Genomic DNA, 24,852 nt, shown 5'->3' with positions numbered 1-24,852 from the left:
AGACACCCCGACGAGCCAGCGCCGGAACCGATAGTAACTTGTCACCGTGATGCTGTAGTCGCTTTCTGCAAAGCGGCTGTTTGCTACGCAGTAGGGGTAAAAACAAGCGAGCGTATTATGCCCGCCAAGCGCATGGTATGCATCCAGCCGCGCTATTTTTTTTAATAAACAGGGAAGATGGCGCTCCGAGTCGTTCAAGCGTCGACAATCTCAAAAGAGTGGGTAATCTCAACGCCGCCTTGTGTCAGCATAATAGATGCGCTGCAGTACTTCTCTGCAGAGAGCTCAACCGCTCGCTGTACCTGCTTCTCTTTTAAGTTGCGGCCAGTCACCACAAAGTGTACGTGGATTTTGGTAAACACGGAGGGCACTTCATCAGCGCGCTCTGCGTCAAGCTCCGCGATGCAGTCGGTGACATCAGCGCGGGCTTTATCCAGAATATTCAAAATGTCAAAGGCGGTGCAGCTACCCATGCCCATCAGCAGCATTTCCATTGGGCGAGGGCCGGTGTTGCGGCCGCCGTGGTCAGGAGGGCCGTCGATAACGACGCTATGCCCACTACCGGACTCTGCTACAAATTGGCGACCATCTGTCCATTTTACCCGTGCTTTCACGTCGCTCTCCTCATCTAGGCACCTATAGGTAGTTGCGAAGCATAACATTTCTAGCGATAGACGCACTTTTTCATCGCTTGCTGATCTGTTGCGCCAACAGGTGGTGTTCAAGAACCTCAAGGCGCTCTGGAGTGCCCACATCGACCCAGTGGCCTGAAAAGTGTTCACCGCTAACGCGCTTGTCTGCCATTGCCTGCTTAAGCAGTGGTGCCAGGGCAAACGCTCCTGGCGCCTGATCGGCAATAAGGCCCGGGTGTAGCAGGCTAATGCCGGCAAAGGTGAGACGCTGATGGCCTTCCACTCCAACGCGCCCGTTGATAAGGGAAAAATCACCGTTAGGGTGGTGGGAAGGGTTATCTACTAGCACAAGATGGGCGACGTCACTTCCCTGTAGCAGTGATTCTGAGGGAATGTAATCGCACCAGACATCCCCATTGACCAGCAGAAACGGGGCATCGCCAAGCAGGGGTAGTGCCTTTTGAATGCCTCCGCCGGTTTCTAAGGGCGTCTCTTCATGGCTCCAAAGAATCCGTAACTGGTAGTCGTTTCCATCACCTAGTGCTGCCATGATCTGCTCTGCGCGATAGCTCACGTTGATGACCACCTCATCAATGCCTGCACGCTTGAGTCGTTCGAGATGGTGCACAATAAGCGGCTTATCGCCTACAGGTAACAGTGGTTTTGGGCAGTGGTCGGTAAGCGGCCGCATTCGTTTGCCAAGTCCCGCGGCTAAAATCATCGCTTTCATAACGTGCTTTCCGCTAAACGTAGGGCAATGGCGGGGCGCAGTGTGCCACTTACCCATTCAGCAAACTCGCTGTGCTGGGGCAGCGCGGTTAGGCTATCTTCTAAGTGCGCTAAAAAATGCGGCAGGCGTGATAAATAGCCTTGTTTGGCATCGCGAAGCGTTAAGCGGCAAAAAATTCCCAGCACTTTTAGGCAGCGTTGAGCGGCCATGGCTTGGCATTGGATAAGAAATTCATCCTTGCTGACATGGTGAGAGAGACGCCCATCTTGACGCGCTTGGTGATAGAACGAGTCGACAAACTGCATAAACTGCGCCTGAGAAAAGCGGCAGTAGCGACCGCGCAGTAAGGAAATAACGTCGTAACTGATTGGTCCTGCCACCGCGTCTTGAAAGTCAATCATGTAAAGCTGCTGGTCGTGCACCATGATATTCATCGCATCGTAATCGCGGTGTACGCTGACGACGGGTTGATCAAGGGCTTGCTCAACGAGGTGGCCACGCAGCGCATCCCAACTGGCTGGCGTTGATAACGATAGCCAATTGTTTAAACACCACTCAGGAAAAAGGTCGAGCTCTCGACTCAGCAGCGTCGCGTCATAAGGTGGCAGCGCGGCAGGGTTAGCGCGGTTTTGTAACTTGGCCAGTAACGACAGTGCATCGAAATGACTCTGTTGAATACGCGCGTCATCAGTGAATAGCGCCTGTAAAGGGGTATCCCCAAGGTCGTCAAGCAGCAAAAAACCCGCGTCGAGATCGACGGCGTGAATATGCGGAACGGGCAGTTTTGCCGCGTACCAGCGCTTTCCGATAGCGACGAACGGCGTTGAGTCTTCCTGGGCAGGAGGGGCATCCATTACTATGCGAGTACCGCCACAGGGCAGTGTCAGCCGGAAATATCGCCGGAAACTGGCGCCACCGCCCGCTGGAGAGAGGTGGATAGCGGCGCTATTTAGGCCATTTTGGTCAGCCGCCCACTGGGTGAGGGCGTCAATTCTAGAAGAGGACATGCAAGCTCCTTGCTGGTCGGGCATCATGCGGGCTGTATAATACCGATTCTGGATGCCAAGGATAACGAACATGGGCAAGCGAATCTCGCGTACCGTACCGGTTGCGCACACGCTGTTGGGCAGTTTGCTCGCTGGCGCCTCATTTTCAGCGGTGGCACAAGGCCAGACGCTGCCTGCCGAGGCGCTTGATTGGCAGGCCTGGAGCCAAGATGAAGCACCGCATCAGCTGTGTCGAGGGCGATATGTGATGCCTGACTACCGCTTGCCAGCGGTGGATAACCCTGAAATGTTGTCGGTGGAGACTCAGGAAGCCGATTACGCCGCCGATGGTGAAGCGTTGTTGCGCGGTGATGTTGTACTGCGTCGTGGAAACACAGAGTTGCAGGCGGCGCAGATGTATTTACCCGCCGACCGCCAACGCGTAGATGCAGAAGGCAATCTCGCCATACGAAATGGTCAGGCGTTGGTGCGCGGCGAGCAAGCCACGTTAATGCTCAACGATGACCGAGCCTCGTTACGCAACAGCCACTATGTGCTTTACGAACAGCATTTACGCGGTCAGGCCAGTCAATTAGAGCAAACCGGTGAAGAGCAATATCGTCTGCACAATGCTTCATTTACGACGTGTGATCCAGGTGCCAATAGCTGGCAGCTCGTTAGTAGCGATATAAAGCTGGATCAAGCAAAAGGGTTTGGTACCGCACGGCACGCACGGTTAGAAGTAAAAGACGTGCCGATTTTTTACTGGCCTTGGCTACGCTTCCCCATTGATGACCGCCGTCATACAGGATTGCTGTCACCTTCTATTAGCTTTTCCAATGAGGGGTTTGACTATGCACAGCCCTTTTACTGGAACATAGCGCCAAATCAAGATGCCACCATTACACCACGCTGGATGTCTGACCGTGGGCTGCTGCTCAATGGTGAGTACCGCTACCTGCTTGAAGAGAGCCGAGGGACGGTAGAAGGCGGATATATCAATAGTGATGACGGCAGCGAAAATGGTGATAACCGCTTCGAAGGCAATGATCGCTGGTATATTGATGCACAGCATGCAGGAACGCTGGCGCCACGCAGCGATTACCAATTGCGCTATGGTGCCGCTAGCGATGGGCGCTATTTCGATGATTTTGGTGGTGAGTTTGGCAATAGTGAGCGCGTTAGTATGGAGCGGCTCGCTCAGGTAGATTACCGCGGTGAGCGTTGGCAGTTAGATGCCCGGGCCCAAGGCTTCCAGCGGTTGGAAGATCCGCTGAGTGATTCCGATAAGCCATTTTATCGTCTGCCAAGTTTGACAGCGAACTCTGACTGGCAGTTAGGTGGCGGTCTCTATACACAATGGCACTCTAACGCGACCTATTTCTGGCGTGATGTAGACGAGCGACAGGTGCCTGAGCGCGAAGCTGCCATCGGCACGCGCCTGCATCTCACCCCGGCTATCGGTTGGCGTTTTGAGCAACCCTGGGGCTATATCGAGCCGCGTACCGAGTTATGGCATACCGCTTATGAGTTGGATTATGGCGATCGCGTCACTGATCGAGGTACGTCTCCCAGCCGTAGTGCGGCGGTCACATCGATAGATAGTGGCCTTGTTTTTGAGCGTGAATTAGAGCTGAGCGGACGAGACTATCGCCAAACCCTTGAGCCACGTTTGAACTACGCATATGTTCCACGTACTAATCAAACACAACTGCCTGATTTTGACAGCCGCGAGCGAGCGTTCTCGTGGGATCAGCTATGGTCTCCTCATCGTTTCTCTGGCGCAGATCGTTTAGGTGATCTCAATCGCGTGTCGCTTGGCGTACAATCTCGCTTTATTGAAGACGCCACCGGACGGGATCGATTAACTTTTGGGGTTGGGCAAAGTGTTTATTTATCCGAGCGTCGCATCGATAGTGAGGGCGACCCAGACACATTGCCTGCTCGTCCAGAGGATGATCCCAGTGTAAATCCGCTTAGTCGCTATCAAGCTACTCGCGATCGCTCTCCGCTGGTGACGCGCCTCGATTGGCAGATTAATGATCGGTGGAGTACGGGGTATGAATGGTTATACGACGATCAGCGTGAACAGACCGAACGCTCTAGCGTTGATGCGCGTTATCGCCATCCCGCTGGCCACGTAGTGAACCTTGGTTACCGTTGGGAGATCGAAGGTTTCGATCCAGGCGTCGTACCCGGTGATGACGGCTTTAGAGATTACAGCCGGGAAGAGTGGGATCTGTCACTTGCTTGGAAAGCCAGCCCGAGGATTGATTTGATTGGTCGCTATCTGCACGATCAAACCAATGACCGCGCGCTTGAGCGGCTGGCAGGCGTTCAATGGAACGACTGCTGCTACGGCTTACAGCTAGTATGGCGTGAGTGGGTAGACGATAACGACACCGCCCCTGTGGGTGATGACTTTAATGATCGCGGGCTATTTTTACGCTTTGTATTCCGTGGCCTGGGTGGCGTTGGTCAACAGGCTGACGGCTACTTTGAACAGGCCATTCCTGGCTACCGCCCAACGCCGCTGTAACGATTTTGTTAAATGGCGACTGACTGAAAGAGATTCTTTATGACTACCAGAAAGACCCTGCTGACCGATGGCTTGAAAAAGCGGGCAAAACTGCTTTCTGCGGGCGGCATGATGGCGCTCTGCCTTGGAACGAGTGCTGCGCTTGTGCCGCTGTCGGTTTACGCCCAAAATTTCGAATCAACCCAGCGGCAAATACTGGATAGCGTTGTGGCTGTCGTTAATGACGGCGTCATCATGCGCAGTGAGCTTGATGACCGCATTGCCCAGGTAGAGCAGCAGGCGCAAACTCAGGACGGTAACTTACCGCCTCGTAGCCAACTGGCTCAGCAGGTACTAGAGCGCATGGTGATGGATGAAATCCAGCTGCAAATGGCCCGCCAAGCCAACCTTAGCGTGGACGACACGGAGCTAAATCGCCAGTTGCGCTCCATTGCTGAGTCTAACGGCATGACGCTAGAACAGTTTGCCGATGCCGTGGAGGCGGATGGCATGACCCTGGGTGGCGTACGTGAAGAAATACGCCGCGAAATGCTGATGCGCCAAGTACAGCAGCGCCAAATTAGTCAACGTGTCACCGTGACTGAGCGTGACGTTGAACGCTTCTTGAGCCAGCAGCCATCTCAGCAGGGACAAGCGTTCATTGAAGAAGTACGTGCCCGCCACGTGTTGGTAGAGTTAACGCCAACGCGCAATGAAGATCAGGCTCGTGCCCGCGCTGAGCAGGCTCGCCAGCGTTTACAGCAGGGGGCAGACTTTGCGTCCGTCGCTCGTGAGTTTAGCGACGACCGTGGTAGTGCCATGAACGGCGGCGAGCTTGGTTGGGTGCGTCCAGGGCAAACGGTGCCAGCTTTTGAAGAAGCGATGGGGTCGTTAAGTACTAACCAGCTATCTGAGCCAGTGCGCTCTCAGTTTGGCTACCACGTCATTGAAGTGCTAGAGCGTCGCCGTCAGGATGTGACGGATGAAAGTCGCCGTGAGCAGGTTCGTCAGGCCATTTTCCAGCGTCGTGCTAACGAAGAGCTACAGTCGTGGCAGCGTGAAATGCGTGAACAGGCTTTTGTCGATATTCGCCTTTAATGAGCCAATCTAATGAGCAATAGCGCGCCACTGCTGATAACCACCGGAGAGCCCGCGGGCATCGGGCCAGAAATCACACTGATGCTGGCCGCCAATGGCCAATTGAATAACACGGTGGCTATTGGCGATACGCAGCTGCTAAAACAGCGTGCGTCGCTGCTGGGGCTACCTCTTGATGTGATAGAAGCAGCCCCTGGAAGCAGTGTGACTTCCTCGCCAGGGCGTTTGGTTGTGTGGCCCGCGACCCTTCGCGAATCAGCGCTCCCCGGCGTGCTCAATCCTGCTAATGCAGGCTATGTGCTAGAGACGTTGCAAATCGCTGTCGACGCCTGTCTACAGGGGCATGCAGCGGCCATGGTCACTGCGCCGCTGCATAAAGGGGTGATTATCGAAGGCGGCTTTGCTAGCTTCACTGGCCACACCGAATGGCTGCGCGATGCCTGTGGGGTTGATGAGGTCGTGATGTTGTTGGCTACCGACCAAGCGCTGCATGCTCAGTCGAGCCGTTGGCAGGGTAGCAGTGACCTACGCGTCGCACTTGTCACCACACACCTACCGCTGCGTGACGTGGCGGATGCGGTTACCTACGACAAAATTACCCGTATTAGCCGTTTGCTTGCGACTGATCTGAAAAACCAGTTTGGGATTGCCGCTCCGCGCATTGCGGTGTGTGGATTAAACCCCCATGCCGGAGAAGATGGCCATTTAGGGCGCGAAGAACTCGATGTTATTATCCCCGCGCTGAAAGCGCTGCGCGCTGAAGGCCTTGATGTTCAAGGCCCGCTGCCAGCTGATACGCTTTTCACGCCGCGCCATTTAGCGGGCATTGATGCGGTGTTGGCGATGTATCATGACCAGGGGTTGGCAGTGTTAAAATACGCAGGCTTTGGTCAGGCGGCGAATATTACACTTGGCTTGCCGCTGGTGCGTACTTCAGTAGACCACGGTACCGCGCTCAGTTTAGCCGGTCGCGGTACTGCCGACCCCAATAGCTTAGGCGTAGCTCTCGCGCTAGCAAAGCGACTTTCCGCACAGCGCGCCAATGGCTTAAATGCTTTATGAATCAACCCTCCAAGGAACACTGTTAGATGTCTCAAGTGCCTCAGCAGCACCGCGCTCGTAAACGCTTTGGTCAAAACTTTCTGCGTGACCTCGGCATCATTTCGCGTATTGTCCGTGCCATTGGGCCTCGCGAAAGCGACCGACTCGTCGAAATTGGCCCTGGGCAAGGCGCGCTCACTGCTCCGTTGCTAGAGGCGGCAGGAAAGCTTGAAGTCATTGAATTAGACCGTGACCTGATTCCGGGCTTAAGGGTGCAGTTTTTTAACTACCCTGACTTTGTTATTCATGAGGGTGACGCGCTAAAGTTTGATTTCGCCGCGCTAAAAGGGGATGGCCCTGCGCTGCGAGTGGTCGGTAACCTGCCTTACAACATCTCGACGCCGTTGATAGTGCACCTGTTAACCATGGGCAATGCGATTGCCGATATGCACTTTATGCTGCAAAAAGAAGTTGTTGAGCGTTTGGCCGCTGAACCAGGTAGCACTGATTGGGGGCGCCTGTCGGTGATGGCGCAATATTACTGCCACGTTGATCAGCTGTTTGTCGTACCGCCGGAAGCCTTTGTTCCCAGGCCGAAAGTTGACTCCGCCATTGTTAGGCTAACGCCTCACGAAAGCTTGCCCCAAACAGCAGATGACCCAGCGCTGCTGTTTGAACTGGTCAAGCTGGCGTTTGGCCAGCGGCGCAAAACACTGCGCAATAACCTGAAAGGCAGGGTAAGCGCAGAAACATTAGAAGCACTAGGCATTGACCCTGCACGGCGTCCTCAAACCTTGACGGTTGCAGAGTACGTCACTATTGCCAACCAAGTGGCTACTGACGAAGCGCTTGGTGGTAATGGGAGTACCGACGCGTGAGTGCCCTAGCCATTGAGGTTAGCGTCGCGCCTGAGTACCGTGCAGCCGAGTCAGATGACCGTGAGTCGCGCTTCGTGTTTAGTTACACCGTGACGGTGCATAACCAAAGCCCTCATAGCGTGCAGCTCATGGCGCGCTACTGGAAAATTACCCAAGGTAACGGTGATAGCCAAGAGGTGCGTGGCAAAGGGGTGGTGGGCCAGCAGCCATTAATTGGCCCGGGGCAGCGTTTTCGCTACACCAGTCGAGCCATTCTGCAAACGCCGGTAGGCGTTATGGAAGGCGCTTACACGCTGCTTAACACCTACACCCAGCGAGCTTTTGAAGTGCCCATTGCCCCTTTTAGGCTAGCGGTGCCGCGTCAGCTTCACTGACCATTCTCAAAAAGGGGGAGCGATGAGCACCTATGCCATTGGTGATCTGCACGGCTGTCATGCCGAGTTTGTCAGTTTGCTAGAAAAGCTAAGCTTCAATGCAGCAAACGATACACTCTGGCTGGTTGGCGACTTGGTCAATCGTGGCCCTGGCTCGCTGGCTTGCTTGCAGGAAGTGCAGGCGTTAGGTAGTGCCGCTCGATGCGTGCTGGGTAACCACGATTTTCATTTGTTGGTGGTGGCTCGTGGCGGCGGCAAACTGAAAAAAAACGATACCCTCAGCGATATTCTTGCGGCCCCACAGCGCGAACAGGTGCTGGATTGGCTGCAAAGCCAGCCATTGGCAGTTTATGAAAACAATACGCTGATGACCCATGCCGGTGTATTACCAACGTGGTGCGCCGAGCAAGCGGTATCGTTTAGTCAAGAAGTGCAGACGACCTTGCTTAGTGAGCGTTCGGGTGATTTTTTAACGCAGCTATTTGGTAATCAACCTGACCGGTTCCATGAGGATCTAGAAGGGATTGACCGTTTGCGCTGTCTCGTCAATATATTTACCCGCATGCGCTTTATCGACGCTAATGGTCGGCTAGACTTCGCTGCCAAAGAAGGCTTGGAAAGTGCGCCTGACGGATTCGCCCCTTGGTTTCAATACCCAAGAGCAGATGCGCTTCAACTGTTATTCGGACACTGGGCGGCATTAGAGGGCCAAACCCCGAACGCCAAGATAAAGGTTGAAGCGCTGGATACTGGTTGCGTGTGGGGTGGGTCGTTAACCGCTCTCAATATGGAATCGGGTGAGCGCATCAGCGTACCTAGCCGTCAGCCTAGACATTAAAATACGAGATATTAAAACACCAGACATTGAAAAAAGGGCGATAGCCGTGTTTCAGGTGGATGCGAAAACCAAAGGACTCGATGTTTATCGTGTTGGTGGGGCAGTGCGCGATGTGCTGTTAGGCTGGCCGGTAGTGGATAATGATTGGGTCGTCGTCGGTGCCACGCCAGAAGTCATGCAACAGCGGGGCTTTAAACCAGTGGGGCGCGATTTCCCGGTATTCCTGCATCCTGATACCGCCGAAGAGTATGCGCTAGCGCGCACTGAGAGAAAGTCTGGCCACGGTTATGGCGGCTTTGAAGTACACGCAAGTCCTGATGTGACCTTAGAAGAAGACCTTTCAAGACGTGATTTAACCATCAACGCGATTGCGCAGCGCTTTGATGGTGCGTTGACCGATCCCTTTAACGGTCAGCGGGATATTGAACAGCGGCTATTACGCCATGTGTCCCCGGCATTTAGTGAAGATCCCTTACGAGTACTTCGCACGGCACGCTTTCTTGCCCGTTATGCACATTTAGGGTTTGCCATCGCGCCTGAAACCCTCGAACTAATGCGAGATGTAAGTCGCAGTGGTGAGCTTAGCCACCTTGCTGCGGAGCGAGTGTGGGTCGAAACCGAAAAAGCGCTGGGTGAACCAAATCCTGACCGTTACTTCACCGCCTTAAATGATAGCGAAGCGCTGGCTGCTTGGTGGTCTGAGCTAACAGATGACGTTGTGCTGGCAAACGCGCTTGAGGCGATGGCGCTTGAGACGGTTGCACAGCTGGCTATCGACAGTTCACTTCCACTGGCTCACTGGCGCTACGCGTTGCTGGTGTCGGTATTGAATGATGCTCAGCGTGATGCGCTGGCGATAAGATTGCGATTGCCGAATGCGGTGACGCAGCTGGCGCGCCATGTAGCGCTGAGTAGGGACATCTTAGCCGAGCCATTAAGTGACGAACGCGTTCTGCACTGGCTGGAACGTTTGGATGGTTGGCGAAAGCCCGCGCAGGTTAAGGCACAGTTACAACTTATTAAGCGTTTAGCAGAGAATACGCTCGAACCGCTGGATCGGGCGTGGCAGGCTGCACAAAGCGTTGACCCTCAAGCGCTATTGCAAGCGGGTTATCGCGGTGCAGCTTTAGGCAAGGCGCTACGTGAACACCGCCAACAGGCAGTAGCAAGTGCGCTGATGGATACGCACTAAGGGCTGGTTATAGGCTTTGCTCAGCGAGCGGACACCGCCTTTGGCACAGAGTCTGCCTGGGAAACCCAGCGCCCACGCCAATGAAAGTCGATGGCCCATAAGCGTTGACTCCCCAGTTCAAAGCGCTGCCATAGCGCAGCGTAAGACAAGCCATAAATAGGGTGATACTGATCGGGTAGCAGTTCGGCTAGCGGCTGTAGAACGAAGGCATTGTGCGTGATTTCCCCTCGGGGCAGGGCAACGCCGTCAACAGTGCCGCAAATACCGCCTACTGCGAGCAGGTCAATATCCAGTGCTCGAGGACTACACTTAAGCATATCGGGAGTGCGGCCATGGGCAATTTCGAGTTGCTTAGACCACGCCTGAAGCTCGCCCACCGACCAATCGCTATCAAAGGCAACCACAAGGTTGTAAAAGTTGCGATTATCGCTAAATCCTACCGGCTCGCTTTCAAATATGCGCGATATTTGAAGGGGGCCAAACGTGTCTTCGAGCGCATCTAGGCACAGGCGGATATGAGTGTCCGGATCGATATTGCTGCCTAAACTGAGAGTAACCAAGCTCATGGAAGCGTGCCGCGGGTGATTCCAAGACCGACGCTAGCGGCTTGTGGAACGGCCCCCGGTTTGCGTACGGTAAGGCGCAGCCAGATAATGGAAAACTCCTGCTGTAAGCACTCAGCTAGGCGCTCGGCAAATGTCTCGACGAGAGCAAATTGGTGCTCGTCAGCAAAGCGCTGAATTCGCTGGCAAATGGCTGCATAATCAAGCGTCAGGCTCAAATCATCTGCAGCAGCGGCGGGACGAATATCCGTTGCGAGCGATAAGTCCAAGCTCAAAGACTGAACAATAGTGCGCTCCCAGTCGTACACACCGATGACGGTATCTACTGCCAGCGCTTCGATCAAAATGCGATCCACAGCTATTCCTCTAGCGTCAACAAGCGGGGGATTGTACTTGAGGATAGCGCGAAACGACAGCTAGGTACGATCTAACGCTGGGTAGGAGTCAAGATGGTGGGCGGAGTGATATGGATGGTGGTGGGCTACTTAAGCGGAAGCTGGTTAGCGGCGCTGAGCGTATGCCGGCTAGCAGGTGTTCCTGATCCGCGATATCGGGGATCATGTAACCCTGGGTTTTCGAACGTACTGCGCCTGTACGGGCCGCGTTTAGCCGTCGCCACGCTTTTACTCGATGCCTTAAAAGGGGCACCTGCAGTGCTGGCAGCCAAATTGTTAGGGCTGCCTGTTTGGTTGCAAGGGGCGGTTGGATTTGCTGTTCTGCTAGGTCACAGCTATCCACTATGGCATAGGTTTCGCGGTGGTAAATCGGTTGCCAGTGCGTTTGGCGTGCTGCTGATATTGGTACCCAGCGTGGCGCTGCTTAGTGCGGTGTGCTGGATGCTGCTTGCCTGGCGGCTACGCATGGCAGCGGCAGCATCGCTCGTTAGTGCATTCGTCGCGCCACTGGCTTGTGCGTGGCTAGCACCTGACTATGTTGTGGTTGTGAGTGGGTTCAGCCTGCTGGTGCTTGCCCGTCACGGGTTAAATATTCGCCGCCTGCGCCGCGGAGAAGAGCCGCATCTACGCGGCTAGTCAGGGGCTATAGATGTAGGAGCTATAGGTGTTAAGTAGGCGTTAAGGTGTCCAACGGCCAGCGCGGCGTAGCCTTCATAATGCCGTTGTCATCCTGCTCACCCGCCGCCAGTCGTTGGGCGCCGACATAAGCAATCATCGCGCCATTGTCGGTGCAAAAGCGCCCGCGAGGGTAATAAGATCGCGCGTTGCGTTTCTGTGTTTCAATCGCGAGGCGTTCGCGCAGGCGTTGATTAGCGCTAACGCCACCTGCCACCACTAAGCGCTTCAATCCGGTTTGATCCAGTGCCCGGCGACATTTGATAACCAGGGTGTCCACTACGGCTTCTTCAAATGCTCTCGCCACATCAGCCTTGGCCTGGGTGTCTAACTCGCCAGCAGCTTCTAATTGGCGAATAGCGGTCAGCGTGTGGGTTTTCAAGCCGGAGAAACTGAAGTCTAGGCCAGGGCGGTCGGTCATTGGCCGTGGGAAGCGGAAGCGTTTTGGGTTGCCCTGTTCAGCAAGCTTAGCAACGTGAGGGCCGCCGGGGTAGGGAAGTCCGAGCATTTTGGCCGCTTTGTCGAAGGCCTCACCCGCGGCATCATCAACGGATTCCCCGAGTAACTGGTAGTGTCCAAGGGCCTGTACTTCGACAAGTTGAGTGTGTCCGCCAGAGACCAATAAGGCTACGAAAGGGAAGTCAGGGGCGTCATCTTCCAGCATAGGGGCTAACAGGTGGCCTTCCATGTGGTGTACGCCAAGTACCGGGATGTTCAGCGCACGTGCCATACCATGCGCTGTGCTGGCACCCACCATGAGTGCACCGACTAACCCCGGGCCAGCAGTGTAAGCAATGCCGTCTAGGTCGCTACGCGTCAGCTTGGCGTCGTGCAATACTTGCTCGATCAGTGGCAACAGTTTGCGCGTATGGTCGCGAGAAGCGAGTTCAGGCACCACGCCGCCATACTCGGCATGCATGGCAATTTGACTATACAGCGCGTCGGCGAGCAGGCCGCGGCCTCCAGTGTGCGAAGTATCATAAATCGCGACGCCCGTTTCATCGCAAGACGTTTCAATGCCCAGTACGCGCATAGCTGAAGAACTCGTTGTAAGTTAAAAAGTTGCAGGTTAGAAACCAGTGCTGCTAATTAGTCGCCTAGTTTAGCATTCTCATGCTTAAGGCGCGTAAGCATTTGCAAAGATCGCCAACCACGACTAGACTACTGTGCGCTGTAAAACTGGGTCGTACACTGTATTCTAAAAGTGTACGTACTATCCGAACTCAAGACTCCTTAAGGTAGGTGAGTGCTTAATGCCTTCTGTAAAAGTACGTGATAACGAGCCGTTTGACGTCGCCCTGCGTCGCTTCAAGCGTTCTTGCGAAAAAGCCGGTGTTCTTTCTGAAGTACGCCGCCGCGAGCACTATGAGAAGCCGACTGCTGAGCGTAAACGCAAAGCGGCAGCTGCCGTAAAACGCCACGCCAAGAAAATTCAGCGTGAGCAAAAGCGTTTCGAACGGCTCTATTGATCCGTACCCGAGGGGGCCGGAGCAGTTAGCTGGCCATCTCAAGAGGGATGTCAAGCGGCCGCCACTAGGTGGCCGTTTGTTTTTTGTTTTGTTTCATCGCTGTTTATGGTGATCTGGCAATTTGCTTGATGACTTTAGGCAAGCGAACTAGCGCTTTGCGCGAGGATGCCCGCAGTTCATGGCAGGCCAAATTCCACAACGTTTTATCGATGACCTGTTAGGCCGCGTTGATGTGGTCGAGGTGGTTGGTGAGCGTGTGCAGCTTAAAAAGGCCGGGCGTAACTATTCTGGGCTATGTCCTTTCCATCAAGAGAAAACCCCATCGTTTACGGTTAGCGCTGATAAACAGTTTTATCACTGCTTTGGGTGTGGTGCCCACGGTAATGCGCTACGCTTTCTAATGGAATACGACAAACTACCCTTTCCCGATGCGGTTGAGCAGTTGGCTAGTCGTTTAGGGCTGGATGTTCCTCGTGAGGGTGCCGATGATCCGCGCGCCCAGCAACGCGAAAAAAAGCGCAAAGAGGGCGTTAATCTTCTTGAACTTGCTGCCAGTTTTTATCGAGAACGGCTAAAAATGCAGGAAGGGCAGGGAGCGCAGCGTTATCTGCAAGGACGCGGGTTATCGCCAGATGTTGTCAGTACTTATGGTATTGGCTATGCGCCTGGTGGGTGGGAAGCCCTGAAGCAGCACTTGAGTGCGCGAGGTATTGGTGAGCCTGTACAAGTAGAGTATGGCTTGCTAATTCACCGTGAAGACACGGGGCGGACGTATGACCGCTTTCGCGATCGAGTGATGTTTCCCATTCGGGATTTAAGGGGGCGTACCATCGCGTTTGGCGGTCGGGTAATGGGTGATGAACAGCCTAAGTATCTGAATTCGCCAGAAACGCCTGTCTTTCACAAAGGACGTGAGCTGTACGGATTGTATGAGGCTCGCCAAGCGTCAAGCAAGCTTGAGCAGCTCGTCATCGTTGAAGGTTACATGGATGTCGTGGCGCTGGCGCAGTACGGTATCAACAACGCTGTCGCAACCTTAGGGACGGCTACAACAGAAGACCACCTAAGCCGACTATTTCGTTTAGTCAGTCGTGTGGTGTTTTGCTTTGATGGTGACCGTGCAGGGCGTCAAGCGGCCAGCCGGGCATTGGAAACCGCCTTACCGCAGATGATTGACGGTCGTGAAGCGCGCTTCCTGTTTCTGCCGGAAGGTGATGACCCGGATACGCTAGTGCGCCGTGAAGGTAGCGACGCATTTCAAGATCGCGTTACCTGTGCGATGCCGCTATCTGAGTTTCTTTTTGAGCAGGCAGCGCAGGGGCGTGACTTGAATACCGTGGAAGGGCGAGAGCGGTTTGCAAGTCAGGTGCTTGAGGCATTGAACAAAGTGCCTGAAGGCATGCTCAAATCGTTACTGTTGGAGGCGTTAGCTAAGCGCAGTGGATTGGCACAATCGCAACTGAAAACGCTGCTTGATAAACGCGCGGCCGCCAGTGCGCAAAAAGAGGCGCAGAAAGCGCCTTCGCAGGAAGCCGTGCACTGGGAGCCGCTTGAGTCGCCCGACATGATGCCGTTTGAGCACCATGAGGAGCAGCTGGTCAGCGCAAAGCCTGCTGGTAAAAAGGCACAAAAGGGGCGCGCTCAGTCGCCTCGCCCGCAAGTGCTTTCAACCGTGGCGCGTATTGTGCAGCTACTGTTGCATGAGCCTGGTTTAGTGACGTCGCTGCCGGATTCCCTGGATTGGTTGCCGGAGAGTGAAGAAGCACCGCTATGCCGTGACTTGATTGAGTTGCTACGTGCCGGGCGTTATCGCAGCCCGCAAGTGGTGTTGGCGCACTTTCAGGGGAGCCATGAAGGTCAGGTCTTGGCTGAGTTGGCGTCACGGGAGTTGCTGATTCCCAAGGGAACCCGGGAGACTGAGCTGACAGGGTTGGTTGAACATCTAATAGAGGTTCAGCGCAAGCGATCGCCTCAGGAAGAGTATCAGGCGTTGCTGGATTTAGAACGTTCTGGGCAAAAGCTGGATAAAGCGCAGCGGCAACGTTTGGCAAGCTTAATGATGGAACTTGTTCAACGACATTAAATCGGCTTTGCGGCGTTTGTCTTTGAATGAGTAGAGTTTGGAATGAGTAGAGTTTGAGGCGCTAGGGTTGAATTTCCCTAACGTTGGCACCAAATAAAGGGTCAGTCGCCAGGCGCTGGCCTAACCGAACAACCTAACACACCTGAATGACCGCGCAAATACGTTTCGCTGGAAAAATTCCTGCTATTTACGCTATACTGTTCGGCTTGTTGAGTTTAATCGATTCAGCGCCCCAGGTGTTTCATTCTTCTTCGTCGAGATAGGGTTTCTATGGCTGGAAATGCGCAGCAGCAGTCACGTCTGAAGGAGTTGATCGCGCGCGGCAAGGAACAGGGCTACCTGACCTATGCCGAGGTCAACGACCATCTACCCGAGGATATCGCCGACCCGGATCAAGTGGAAGACATCATTGGCATGATCAACGACATGGGTATTAGTGTCGTTGAAGAAGCGCCAGATGAAGACACTTTGATGATGTCGGATCACTCCACGGACGAGTCCGCTGCGGAAGAGGCCGTCGCGGCACTCGCCGCCGTGGAAAGCGACGTCGGTCGCACTACCGACCCTGTGCGCATGTACATGCGCGAGATGGGGACGGTTGAACTTCTAACCCGCGAAGGTGAGATCGAAATCGCCAAGCGGATAGAAGAGGGCACGCGGGAAGTGATGTCAGCGCTGGCGTATTTGCCTGGTGCTGTTGCTTCTATCCTGGATGCTTACGATGCCACGCAGGATGAAGAAGCGCCTGGTCGCTTGTCTGATCTGTTCTCTGGCTTTATCGACCCCGACGAGGGGATTCCAGGCGTTGCAGAAGCCGAAGTGCCCGAGCCTGAGCCGGAAGCCGAGTTGAGCGATGATGATGATCTCGACAGCGACGGTGACGACGAAGACGACGACAGCACGGCCAGCGAAGGAGGCCCTGATCCGGAAGAAGCGAAAGCTCGTTTCGAACAAATCCGTGAACAGAATGCCGCTGTTGAAGCTGCGTTGGCGAAATATGGGCGTGGTAGCGCTGAGCTTAAAAGTGAGCAATCGCGTTTAGCCGAGCTGTTTTCGCCGATTAAGCTGGTGCCGAAGCATTTTGAGCGTTTGGTTGGCCAAGTACGTATTAGCGTTGAGCAGGTGCGTGCCCAAGAAAAAGCGGTTATGCAGCTGTGCGTGAAGAAAGCTAAAGTACCGCGCAAAACCTTCATTAAGTCGTTCCCTGGGTACGAGTCTAATCCAAAATGGTTGGACACCTTCCAGGAAGCGCAGCCCAAGTATGCTGACCGTCTTGAGCCACTGCGCGCCGATATTGCTCGTTCGCAGCGCAAAATTGCCTTTGAAGAAGACATGGTGCAGCTCACCGTGGCCGACCTCAAAGAAGTTAACCGCAAGCTCTCTATCGGCGAGGCGAAAGCACGTCGTGCTAAGAAAGAGATGGTTGAGGCTAACCTGCGTTTGGTAATTTCGATTGCGAAGAAATACACCAACCGTGGCCTGCAGTTCCTGGATCTAATCCAAGAAGGCAACATTGGTTTGATGAAAGCGGTTGATAAGTTCGAATATCGCCGCGGTTACAAATTCTCGACCTATGCCACATGGTGGATTCGTCAGGCGATTACGCGTTCTATCGCTGACCAGGCACGCACCATCCGTATTCCGGTGCACATGATCGAGACGATCAATAAGCTCAATCGTGTTTCTCGTCAGATGCTGCAGGAAATGGGCCGCGAGCCAACGCCGGAAGAGCTGGGCGAACGTCTGGAAATGCCGGAAGACAAAGTACGCAAGGTGCTAAAAATTGCCAAAGAGCCGATCTCTATGGAGACGCCGATTGGTGATGACGACGATTCGCACTTAGGTGACTTTATCGAAGACGGCACTATGCTGTTGCCGATTGATATGGCCACCGGCGAAGGCTTGATCGAAGCAACGCGTAACGTCCTTGGCGGCTTAACTGCTCGTGAAGCGAAAGTACTACGCATGCGTTTCGGTATCGATATGAATACCGACCACACGCTAGAAGAAGTGGGTAAGCAGTTTGACGTTACTCGCGAGCGGATTCGTCAGATCGAAGCAAAGGCGCTGCGCAAGCTACGTCACCCCAGCCGCTCTGAGCCGCTGCGCTCGTTCCTTGATGAGTGATTTGTAGGCTGTGGTAAGTGGTATGTAGTAAATAGAGAGTGGTGAACTGATAGTCGTCACCATGAACAAAAAGCCCGCCGTTCTATGAACGACGGGCTTTTTGATGTTGTCGTTACGGCACTATTCTTTAGATCAAAGGCTTACTGGGAGGCGATACGCGCTTTGTAAATGCGCCGAGCAATCAGCAGAAGCTCAATCATGGCAAATAGAATCAGGCTGTAGCCTAAAAGCTCAATGGCTTCCTCTGCGACGTCTTTGAACTCGCGAATATAAGTGTCTTGCATGACGGCTCGCCAGAAGTCTTGGCGACCATAAAGGCGGGAAAAAATGTAGGTAACGAGAACACCGGCAGTGAACAGCCCAAATGCGAACGTATTGCTATAATGAGAGAATTCCTCAATAAATCGACGTCGCTGCACGACTACCCAGGCAAGGCTAGGGATGACAATGAGCGCTACCAGCACTTTCCAAGTATTTTCTGCAACATAGTAATCAAAAAAGTAATCCTGTTCGCGTACCAGTGATGCAGCCACAAACGCCAGCAATAGTAGCGTAACAGTAGGCCATACCTTGAGTACCTGGCGCACGTAGATGAGTAAGCCACAACAGCTGGCCAGCACCAGGGTTTGAGCGAACTCTGTAAAGCCTAGTTCGGTATAGCGCACATCGGGTAGGTAGAGAGCCTCAAAATATCCACCCTGGGCGATACCAGCGACAAAAAGCATATAAAGCGTTGCGCGCAGAAGCGTATATCCAAAACTGAGTGGCCACTGCGGTGGGGAAGATGGCATACCAACATCCTTATCGGAGAGATGACGTTGTAAGAGAGATGCTTAAAAACATGCATAGAAGAATGTTCATTATATCGCCACACTTCTGTGCTCGCACGTCGAACTTAATGTGAGCTGCTCGACTAATAGTGGATTAAGGCTGCAAAGTAACTAGGTTATTAGGTAATCAACAACTACCGCTGAGGGGCAGGCAACACAATGGCAATAAGCGTTTTTGATCTCTTCAGAATTGGGATTGGCCCATCAAGCTCTCATACGGTTGGGCCGATGCGTGCGGCGCGCGATTTTAGCCAAGCGGTTACCTCACCGTCGCTGACGCGCATTGTGGTTAGGCTTCACGGTTCGCTAGCTTCTACCGGCATCGGGCATGGTACTGATAGTGCGGTCATCATGGGCTTGATGGGTGAAACGCCAGAGTCAATTGACCCTGACACCATGACTGAGCGGCTACGAGCGCTAGATGAAGGCGCTTTGTTAACGCTGCCTAATGGGCAAGCGCTATCGTTTGATCGCAGCCAGGATATTGAGTGGGACGACCACTGCCTGCCATTTCATCCGAACGCTATGGTGTTAACGGCCTATCAGGACGATACGGTTATTGCGACAAATACTTACTATTCCCTTGGTGGTGGCTTTTATGTCGATCAAGCCTGCGCCGATCAGGGTGGGTTAGACGAAGACAAAACCGCGCTACCTTACCCATTTGAAACGGCTAATGAGTTGTTAGCGCTCTGCCAAACAAATGATTTGCGTATCAGTGAGCTCATGTTTGAAAACGAAAAAGCATGGCGCGGTGAAGAGGTGATTCGCACAGAGCTGCTAACGATTTGGCAAGCCATGCGCACCAGCATTGAAAATGGCTTAAAAGCGACGGGACACTTGCCCGGTGGATTAAATGTTCGGCGACGCGCCCATGGTTTGCACCAACAGCTGCTTTCACCGCCGCAGAACCAACGCTTAATTGTATCGAGCTTTACTGTGATGGATTGGGTCAATTTGTTTGCGCTGGCAGTGAATGAAGAGAACGCTGCGGGTAAACGGATGGTTACTGCACCGACAAACGGTGCTGCCGGTATTGTGCCTGCTGTGCTGGCGTACTATTTGAAATTTGAGCCAGATGCCTGTGACGACGACATAGTGGCTTTTTTGTTGGCCGCGGGAGCAATGGGCATATTGTGTAAAAAGAACGCGTCTATTTCCGGTGCGGAAGTTGGCTGCCAGGGAGAAGTCGGCTCTGCTTGTGCGATGGCCGCAGCGGGGCTTGCAGAAGTGCTGGGCGGCTCGCCAAAGCAGGTAGAGAACGCTGCTGAGATTGGTCTAGAACATAATCTTGGCCTAACTTGCGACCCTGTGGCGGGGTTGGTTCAAGTGCCGTGTATTGAACGAAACGCCATTGCCTCGGTGAAGGCGATCAATGCTGCGCGTATGGCGATGCATGGTGATGGTGATCATTTTGTATCGTTGGATAAAGTGATTCGCACCATGCGTGACACTGGCCGAGATATGCAAGATAAATACAAAGAAACGTCAAAAGGTGGTTTGGCTGTTAACGCCATTGAGTGTTAGTAAGTAGAGGGGGGCAGCGTTGCGTCAATATTGGCCACCAAGTAATCGACGAGCTGACGGATTTTAGGTGATAGGTGGCGGTGTCGAGGGTATACCGCCCATACCGCCGTATCGTTGTGTTGGAAAGGTTCCAAAACGGACACCAGTTCGCCGCTGGCTAGGTAAGGGGCAACGTAGTAATCCGGCAGTTGAGCAAGCCCTAGCCCTTTAAGCGCGGCGTCCAGTAGAGCAGGACCTGAATTGCCGCTCCAACAGCCTTCCACTTTAACTTCGCGGCGCTGACCGTTGACTTCAAACAACCAGTTAGGCCGCGAACCTATCAGGCAACGGTGCTGGCTAAGTTCCGATAACGTATGTGGCCGGGTAGCTTGACGGAAGTAAGCCCGGGATCCCACGACATACTCCTGCCGCTCGCATAGCCGCCGAGCAATCAAGCTAGAGTCTTTGAGTACCCCCATACGAATGGCAATATCGTAGCCCTCTTCAATAATTTCTACGGGGCGGTTAGTGAAGTGCATATGCACTTCAAGCTGCGGGTGCAGGCACTGAAAGTCATTCACCAGTGGCGCGATGTAGCGTTCGCCGAATGTTGTTGCCGAGGTCAGCTTCAGCAGCCCGCGTGGATTTGCCTGAAGCTCGCTGATCGCTTGCTCTGCATCGCGCAGGCCATCAAAAAGATGGCGGCAGTGCTCAACGTAGATTGCCCCAGCATCGGTTAAACGAATTTGCCGTGTTGTGCGGTACAAAAGCTGAACACCCAACTGATTTTCCAGCTGGCTCACTAAGCGGCTAATATGCGATGTCGATACCTTTAAATGGCGTGCGGCCGCTGAGAATGTTCCCAGTCTTACCACCTCGACGAATGCCTCGATACGGTCCCAACGCTGCACGATTATCCTTAATTAATTTCTGATTGTTGCTCAGTGGCAATAATCTTGTGAGTGTATCCCGCTTTATCCCACTCGCCTAGCTGGCCTACACTGCAGTCATTAAATCTGATTCGATTAAAACGAGTCCGATAAAACAGCCTTCAGTTTTATGTGACCGTTAAGGAGATGCATAGATGAAATCACGTGCCGCCGTAGCACTCGAAGCGGGTAAGCCGCTTGAATTAGTTGAGATCGATGTGGAAGGTCCAAAAGCGGGCGAGGTACTGGTGAAGATGGCAGCGACAAGCGTATGCCATACCGATGCTTATACCCTTTCTGGCGCTGACCCCGAAGGTAATTTCCCAGCGGTATTGGGCCACGAAGGTGCTGGTGTGGTGCAAGAGGTTGGCGAGGGTGTGACCAGCGTTAAGCCGGGTGACCATGTTATTCCGCTGTACACCGCCGAGTGCGGCAAATGTAAATTCTGCCTATCCGGTAAAACAAACCTGTGTGGCAGCGTGCGCGCTACTCAAGGTAAAGGTGTGATGCCTGATGGCACCTCGCGCTTTTCACTAGATGGCAAAATGCTGCATCACTACATGGGCACGTCGACTTTCAGTGAGTACACCGTGCTGCCGGAGGTATCGCTTGCGGTGGTCTCCAAAGAAGCGCCGATGGATAAAATCTGCCTATTGGGCTGCGGCGTTACTACCGGTATCGGTGCGGTACTGAATACGGCAAAAGTAGAGCCAGGCTCCACCATCGCCGTTTTTGGTTTGGGCGCGATTGGTTTGGCGGTCATCCAAGGGGGAGTCATGGCAAAAGCCGCGAAGATTATTGCCATCGATGTGAACCCCGATAAATTTGCATTGGCCAAGCAGTTTGGCGCGACTGATTTCGTTAATCCGAAAGACTACAGCGACCCGATTCAGCAGGTAATCGTCGATATGACCGACGGTGGTGTTGATTACTCCTTTGAGTGTATCGGCAATGTTAACGTGATGCGTTCGGCCCTTGAGTGCTGCCATAAAGGCTGGGGGGAGTCGATTGTCATTGGTGTCGCGGGTGCGGGCGAAGAGATCTCCACGCGTCCCTTCCAACTGGTCACCGGGCGGGTTTGGAAAGGCTCTGCGTTTGGTGGTGTTAAAGGACGCAGTGAGTTACCGGGTTACGTCGAGCGCTATATGAATGGTGAGCTGAATATCGACGACTTTATTACCCACGACATGCCGTTTGAGCAAATTAATGAAGCCTTCGAATTGCTCCATGCAGGTAAGAGCATTCGTACCGTGCTGCATTACTGAGTATCATTGGTAATAGGGTAAATGAGCGCGGTAGGGGAAACCCTCCGCGTTTTCATCTTTTTAAGGAGCCGGCCCATGAGCATGAGTGAAACTTTAGAACTAGTGTCTGCCAATCGCAGTTTTGGTGGCTGGCACAAGCGCTACCGCCACTACTCCCGGGCGCTGGATTGCGACATGGTGTTCGCGGTTTACCTGCCTCCTCAAGCAGAGAGCGAGCGCGTACCGCTGCTTTGGTGGTTGTCAGGTCTAACCTGTAACGATGAAAACTTTATGCAGAAAGCGGGCGCGCACCGTATTGCTGCAGAGCTGGGGGTGGCGATTGTTTGCCCCGATACTAGCCCACGCGGCACTGAGCTGCCCGGTGAGCATGAAAGTTACGATCTAGGGTCGGGTGCGGGTTTTTATGTGAACGCCACTCAAGCCCCCTGGAAATCGAATTACCGCATGTATGACTACGTGATTGAAGAGCTGCCTTCGGTGGTGCGTCAGCACTTCCCTGTGAATGGGCGTGAGTCGATCAGTGGTCACTCGATGGGCGGTCACGGCGCGTTAATTCTGGCGTTGCGTCACCCTGGCCGGTTCCGTTCGGTTTCCGCTTTTGCGCCTATTGTTAACCCCATGAACTGTCCTTGGGGGCAAAACGCGTTTACCAGCTATTTAGGCGACGACCAGTCGCGTTGGCGCCAGTACGATGCCTGTGAGCTGGTCGCTAATGGTGCCTCTCGTCAACGGCTATTTATCGATCAAGGTGAGGCCGACCAGTTCCTGGATGAGCAACTGATGCCGGAGCGTTTGGAAGCCGTGTGTGAAGAGCATGATCACCCACTGACGTTGCGCCGCCAGCCAGGTTACGATCATAGTTACTTCTTTATCGCCTCGTTCATTGAGGAGCATATGCGCTATCATGCAGAACACCTCATGAAGCGCTAAGGATATCGAAATGCTCAATCGCGCGTTGCGCCGTTTTCTTGGTTTGATATGGCGTCTTATTTGGCGTGGCGCGCTGGCTTTTATTGTCCTCTCAATTGCGCTGGTTTTACTATTCCGGTTTGTGCCACCTCCTGGCTCAATGGTGATGGTAGAGCGCAAAATTCAAAGCTGGATAAACAGCGAACCTATCGATATTCAACGCCAATGGAGAAGCTGGGAACATCTATCCAGTAATGCCAAATTGGCGGTGATCGCTGCTGAAGACCAGCGCTTTCCTCAGCATCGTGGTTTTGATTTAGTCGAGTTGAAGCGTGCCCTGAAGGCCAGTCTTGATGGCGAACGGTTGCGGGGGGCCAGCACGCTCAGCCAGCAAACAGCCAAGAATGTTTTTTTATGGAGCGGCCGTAGCTGGGCCCGTAAGGGGCTAGAAGCATGGTTTACATTGCTAATCGAAATGCTGTGGAGCAAGCAACGCATACTGGAAGTGTATTTAAACGTCGCTGAGTGGGATACGGGAGTATTTGGACTAGAAGAGGCAGCAGGGCACTATTTTGGTGCTTCTGGCAGTGCATTGACCGAACGGCAAGCAAGCCTGCTAGCGGCGATTCTTCCGAGTCCGCGTACCCGCAGCGCATCACGCCCAGATGCTCAGGTAGAGCGCCGCAGTCAGTGGATTCTTCAGCAAATGCGTAATCTAGGTGGTGTTCGTTACTTGGAGCGCTTGTAGCGCTTTAAGCTTCTCCTTTGCTGCTAGGTTTGCGTACCACCATGACCACCCCAGCAATGGCAATGACCATACCTGCCAGTCCGAGCAGGGGGAGGCGTTCATCGAACAGCCACCATGCTTGTAGCGCAGTCACGGGTGGCACCAGATAAAACAGGCTGGCAACGCGGGATGCTTCGCCCTTTTTAATCAACACCATTAATAGCAGGATGGCGGCGATAGACAGAATAAGTACTAGCCAGCCAAGAGTGAGCACAAACGTTATGCTCCATTCGACCTGGCGGGTTTCAAACAGCAGTGCTCCAATGCCCAGCAGCATGCCTGCCGCTATGTATTGAATAACCGCCCCGGAAAGCAGTGGCATGCTGGTGCAGTAGCGTTTTTGATAAAGTGTCCCCAGTGAAATCCCCACTAGCGCGGCCATTACGCTAACTAAGGCACCAAGGCCAAAGCCTGCAAAAAGTGAGGTGCCGAACTCTAGCTTGCTGCCCAACACCAGACAGATGCCCACAAGGCCGAGCAGTAGCCCCAGCCACTGGCGGGTGGTTAAGCGTTCCCCCAGCAGCGGGCCAGCACAGGCTGCGGTTAGCAGCGGCTGTAGGCCAACCAATAGCGCTGCCAGCCCAGCAGGCATACCCAAGTAGATACCGTAAAAAACCCCACCTAAATACGTGCCGTGTACCAAAAGTCCTGAAACGCCTATATGCAGCCAAAGCGCTGGCGATGAAGGCCATGCTATGCGCATTAGCCACGTCAGCGGAGCAAGCAACATGAGGGTGAGCATGAAACGAATAAACAAAAAGGTAAAAGGTTCTGCGTAGGGCAGACCAAATTTTGCGCCAATGAACCCCGTGCTCCAGAGCAAAACAAATAATCCAGGCATGGCGGCAAGGCCCAAAGAAGCCATGTTTACATTTTTTAAACTATTGATAGTGTTGGACATAGTTCCTCGGCGTAGACCCTTTTTGATTAGTTCTGTGTTACTTAAATGTTTTTTCTGTTACTAACTTTTACATAAAAAGTTGAACCTGTGCCTGAACAACGCGTCACACGGTGCACATTCATAACG

At 53.6% G+C, this 24,852-nt stretch carries 24 protein-coding genes; 15 read left to right on the top strand and 9 right to left on the bottom strand.

The features are described 5' to 3' along the window. Positions 1–194 precede the first annotated feature (194 nt). The 3 genes from CEK60_RS14465 to CEK60_RS14455 all read right to left on the bottom strand — a co-directional run bounded on the left by CEK60_RS14465 (position 195) and on the right by CEK60_RS14455 (position 2,369). A complete protein-coding gene (locus CEK60_RS14465) occupies positions 195–614 on the bottom strand; it encodes an OsmC family protein (protein WP_038477634.1) in 420 nt (139 codons plus the stop codon). Positions 615–684: 70 nt separating this feature from the next. After that, positions 685–1,362, bottom strand: a complete 678-nt coding sequence (murU, locus tag CEK60_RS14460; RefSeq protein ID WP_089039628.1) for an N-acetylmuramate alpha-1-phosphate uridylyltransferase MurU — start codon at positions 1,360–1,362, stop codon at positions 685–687. After that, positions 1,359–2,369, bottom strand: coding sequence for an aminoglycoside phosphotransferase family protein (locus tag CEK60_RS14455; RefSeq protein ID WP_089039627.1), 1,011 nt, complete (start codon positions 2,367–2,369; stop codon positions 1,359–1,361). The genes murU and CEK60_RS14455 overlap by 4 nt, the downstream gene beginning before the upstream one ends. A gap of 70 nt (positions 2,370–2,439) precedes the next feature. Between CEK60_RS14455 and CEK60_RS14450 the strand changes: the two genes are divergently transcribed. The 7 genes from CEK60_RS14450 to CEK60_RS14420 are packed head-to-tail and all read left to right on the top strand — an operon-like array spanning position 2,440 to position 10,287. Then, complete coding sequence (locus CEK60_RS14450; RefSeq protein WP_089039626.1) at positions 2,440–4,887, top strand: LPS-assembly protein LptD; 2,448 nt, start codon at positions 2,440–2,442, stop codon at positions 4,885–4,887. Between the two features lie 39 nt (positions 4,888–4,926). Next, positions 4,927–5,964, top strand: coding sequence for a peptidylprolyl isomerase (locus CEK60_RS14445; protein WP_089039625.1), 1,038 nt, complete (start codon positions 4,927–4,929; stop codon positions 5,962–5,964). Positions 5,965–5,976: 12 nt separating this feature from the next. Continuing rightward, positions 5,977–7,026 (top strand): 4-hydroxythreonine-4-phosphate dehydrogenase PdxA, encoded by a 1,050-nt coding sequence (pdxA, locus tag CEK60_RS14440; RefSeq protein ID WP_089039624.1) that lies wholly within the window; start codon positions 5,977–5,979, stop codon positions 7,024–7,026. Positions 7,027–7,052: 26 nt separating this feature from the next. Beyond that, entirely contained in the window at positions 7,053–7,883 is an 831-nt protein-coding gene (gene rsmA, locus CEK60_RS14435; protein WP_089039623.1) for a 16S rRNA (adenine(1518)-N(6)/adenine(1519)-N(6))-dimethyltransferase RsmA, read from the top strand. Then, positions 7,880–8,257, top strand: coding sequence for a Co2+/Mg2+ efflux protein ApaG (apaG, locus tag CEK60_RS14430; RefSeq protein ID WP_089039622.1), 378 nt, complete (start codon positions 7,880–7,882; stop codon positions 8,255–8,257). Before rsmA ends, apaG begins: the two co-directional genes overlap by 4 nt. A 22-nt stretch (positions 8,258–8,279) precedes the next feature. Next, complete coding sequence (locus CEK60_RS14425) at positions 8,280–9,095, top strand: symmetrical bis(5'-nucleosyl)-tetraphosphatase (protein ID WP_089039621.1); 816 nt, start codon at positions 8,280–8,282, stop codon at positions 9,093–9,095. Positions 9,096–9,141: 46 nt separating this feature from the next. After that, on the top strand, positions 9,142–10,287 hold the full coding sequence (locus tag CEK60_RS14420) for a polynucleotide adenylyltransferase (protein ID WP_089039620.1): 1,146 nt from the start codon (positions 9,142–9,144) through the stop codon (positions 10,285–10,287). 20 nt (positions 10,288–10,307) lie between these two features. Here CEK60_RS14420 and folK read toward each other — a convergent pair whose 3' ends face one another. After that, positions 10,308–10,853, bottom strand: a complete 546-nt coding sequence (gene folK, locus CEK60_RS14415) for a 2-amino-4-hydroxy-6-hydroxymethyldihydropteridine diphosphokinase (protein WP_089039619.1) — start codon at positions 10,851–10,853, stop codon at positions 10,308–10,310. After that, entirely contained in the window at positions 10,850–11,206 is a 357-nt protein-coding gene (gene folB, locus CEK60_RS14410) for a dihydroneopterin aldolase (protein ID WP_089039618.1), read from the bottom strand. The genes folK and folB overlap by 4 nt, the downstream gene beginning before the upstream one ends. Positions 11,207–11,311: 105 nt before the next feature. On the opposite strand from folB, the gene plsY reads away from it, so the two are divergent. Then, a complete protein-coding gene (gene plsY / locus CEK60_RS14405; RefSeq protein ID WP_089040937.1) occupies positions 11,312–11,881 on the top strand; it encodes a glycerol-3-phosphate 1-O-acyltransferase PlsY in 570 nt (189 codons plus the stop codon). Between the two features lie 31 nt (positions 11,882–11,912). Here the strand turns inward: plsY and tsaD are convergent, their stop codons facing one another. Next, positions 11,913–12,953 (bottom strand): tRNA (adenosine(37)-N6)-threonylcarbamoyltransferase complex transferase subunit TsaD, encoded by a 1,041-nt coding sequence (gene tsaD / locus CEK60_RS14400; protein ID WP_089039617.1) that lies wholly within the window; start codon positions 12,951–12,953, stop codon positions 11,913–11,915. Between the two features lie 220 nt (positions 12,954–13,173). Here tsaD and rpsU point away from each other — a divergent pair, with 220 nt between their 5' ends. From rpsU to rpoD, 3 genes are all read left to right on the top strand, one after another. Then, positions 13,174–13,389 (top strand): 30S ribosomal protein S21, encoded by a 216-nt coding sequence (gene rpsU / locus CEK60_RS14395; protein WP_007113641.1) that lies wholly within the window; start codon positions 13,174–13,176, stop codon positions 13,387–13,389. Positions 13,390–13,567: 178 nt separating this feature from the next. Next, positions 13,568–15,472 carry a DNA primase gene (gene dnaG, locus CEK60_RS14390; protein ID WP_089039616.1) on the top strand — a complete coding sequence of 635 codons (1,905 nt, stop codon included), beginning with the start codon at positions 13,568–13,570 and terminating at the stop codon, positions 15,470–15,472. 270 nt (positions 15,473–15,742) lie between these two features. Then, positions 15,743–17,599 carry an RNA polymerase sigma factor RpoD gene (rpoD, locus tag CEK60_RS14385; protein WP_038477590.1) on the top strand — a complete coding sequence of 619 codons (1,857 nt, stop codon included), beginning with the start codon at positions 15,743–15,745 and terminating at the stop codon, positions 17,597–17,599. Between the two features lie 140 nt (positions 17,600–17,739). Here the strand turns inward: rpoD and CEK60_RS14380 are convergent, their stop codons facing one another. Beyond that, a complete protein-coding gene (locus CEK60_RS14380) occupies positions 17,740–18,390 on the bottom strand; it encodes a hypothetical protein (RefSeq protein ID WP_089039615.1) in 651 nt (216 codons plus the stop codon). Positions 18,391–18,588: 198 nt separating this feature from the next. On the opposite strand from CEK60_RS14380, the gene CEK60_RS14375 reads away from it, so the two are divergent. Further along, the gene (locus CEK60_RS14375) at positions 18,589–19,956 is read left to right on the top strand and encodes an L-serine ammonia-lyase (protein ID WP_089039614.1); all 1,368 of its coding nucleotides are present in this window, start codon (positions 18,589–18,591) and stop codon (positions 19,954–19,956) included. Here CEK60_RS14375 and CEK60_RS14370 read toward each other — a convergent pair. Continuing rightward, on the bottom strand, positions 19,953–20,846 hold the full coding sequence (locus CEK60_RS14370) for a LysR family transcriptional regulator (RefSeq protein WP_089039613.1): 894 nt from the start codon (positions 20,844–20,846) through the stop codon (positions 19,953–19,955). The two genes, CEK60_RS14375 and CEK60_RS14370, sit on opposite strands and share 4 nt — an antisense overlap. A gap of 173 nt (positions 20,847–21,019) precedes the next feature. On the opposite strand from CEK60_RS14370, the gene CEK60_RS14365 reads away from it, so the two are divergent. The 3 genes from CEK60_RS14365 (at position 21,020) to mtgA (ending at position 23,786) form a co-directional block, all read left to right on the top strand. Further along, entirely contained in the window at positions 21,020–22,129 is a 1,110-nt protein-coding gene (locus CEK60_RS14365; protein WP_089039612.1) for an S-(hydroxymethyl)glutathione dehydrogenase/class III alcohol dehydrogenase, read from the top strand. Between the two features lie 75 nt (positions 22,130–22,204). Beyond that, the gene (fghA, locus tag CEK60_RS14360; protein WP_089039611.1) at positions 22,205–23,059 is read left to right on the top strand and encodes an S-formylglutathione hydrolase; all 855 of its coding nucleotides are present in this window, start codon (positions 22,205–22,207) and stop codon (positions 23,057–23,059) included. Positions 23,060–23,069: 10 nt separating this feature from the next. Next, positions 23,070–23,786 carry a monofunctional biosynthetic peptidoglycan transglycosylase gene (gene mtgA / locus CEK60_RS14355; RefSeq protein ID WP_089039610.1) on the top strand — a complete coding sequence of 239 codons (717 nt, stop codon included), beginning with the start codon at positions 23,070–23,072 and terminating at the stop codon, positions 23,784–23,786. Between the two features lie 4 nt (positions 23,787–23,790). Here the strand turns inward: mtgA and CEK60_RS14350 are convergent, their stop codons facing one another. Beyond that, positions 23,791–24,690: a DMT family transporter gene (locus CEK60_RS14350; protein WP_443588582.1), complete on the bottom strand. Its 900-nt coding sequence runs from the start codon at positions 24,688–24,690 to the stop codon at positions 23,791–23,793. Between the last annotated feature and the right edge of the window lie 162 nt (positions 24,691–24,852).

The sequence above is a fragment of the Halomonas sp. N3-2A genome (genome assembly GCF_002216165.1).
Lineage (GTDB): Bacteria > Pseudomonadota > Gammaproteobacteria > Pseudomonadales > Halomonadaceae > Vreelandella.
This window is presented reverse-complemented; position numbering and strand designations above follow the sequence as displayed.

Bases quoted from the DNA above. Each gene is read 5' to 3' on its own strand.
- murU (WP_089039628.1), bottom strand. From the start codon at position 1,362: ATGAAAGCGATGATTTTAGCCGCGGGACTTGGCAAACGAATGCGGCCG.
- CEK60_RS14455 (WP_089039627.1), bottom strand. From the start codon at position 2,369: ATGTCCTCTTCTAGAATTGACGCCCTCACCCAGTGGGCGGCTGACCAA.
- CEK60_RS14450 (WP_089039626.1), top strand. From the start codon at position 2,440: ATGGGCAAGCGAATCTCGCGTACCGTACCGGTTGCGCACACGCTGTTG.
- CEK60_RS14445 (WP_089039625.1), top strand. From the start codon at position 4,927: ATGACTACCAGAAAGACCCTGCTGACCGATGGCTTGAAAAAGCGGGCA.
- pdxA (WP_089039624.1), top strand. From the start codon at position 5,977: ATGAGCAATAGCGCGCCACTGCTGATAACCACCGGAGAGCCCGCGGGC.
- rsmA (WP_089039623.1), top strand. From the start codon at position 7,053: ATGTCTCAAGTGCCTCAGCAGCACCGCGCTCGTAAACGCTTTGGTCAA.
- CEK60_RS14425 (WP_089039621.1), top strand. From the start codon at position 8,280: ATGAGCACCTATGCCATTGGTGATCTGCACGGCTGTCATGCCGAGTTT.
- folK (WP_089039619.1), bottom strand. From the start codon at position 10,853: ATGAGCTTGGTTACTCTCAGTTTAGGCAGCAATATCGATCCGGACACT.
- tsaD (WP_089039617.1), bottom strand. From the start codon at position 12,953: ATGCGCGTACTGGGCATTGAAACGTCTTGCGATGAAACGGGCGTCGCG.
- rpsU (WP_007113641.1), top strand. From the start codon at position 13,174: ATGCCTTCTGTAAAAGTACGTGATAACGAGCCGTTTGACGTCGCCCTG.
- dnaG (WP_089039616.1), top strand. From the start codon at position 13,568: ATGGCAGGCCAAATTCCACAACGTTTTATCGATGACCTGTTAGGCCGC.
- rpoD (WP_038477590.1), top strand. From the start codon at position 15,743: ATGGCTGGAAATGCGCAGCAGCAGTCACGTCTGAAGGAGTTGATCGCG.
- CEK60_RS14380 (WP_089039615.1), bottom strand. From the start codon at position 18,390: ATGCCATCTTCCCCACCGCAGTGGCCACTCAGTTTTGGATATACGCTT.
- CEK60_RS14375 (WP_089039614.1), top strand. From the start codon at position 18,589: ATGGCAATAAGCGTTTTTGATCTCTTCAGAATTGGGATTGGCCCATCA.
- CEK60_RS14365 (WP_089039612.1), top strand. From the start codon at position 21,020: ATGAAATCACGTGCCGCCGTAGCACTCGAAGCGGGTAAGCCGCTTGAA.
- fghA (WP_089039611.1), top strand. From the start codon at position 22,205: ATGAGCATGAGTGAAACTTTAGAACTAGTGTCTGCCAATCGCAGTTTT.
- mtgA (WP_089039610.1), top strand. From the start codon at position 23,070: ATGCTCAATCGCGCGTTGCGCCGTTTTCTTGGTTTGATATGGCGTCTT.
- CEK60_RS14350 (WP_443588582.1), bottom strand. From the start codon at position 24,690: ATGGCTTCTTTGGGCCTTGCCGCCATGCCTGGATTATTTGTTTTGCTC.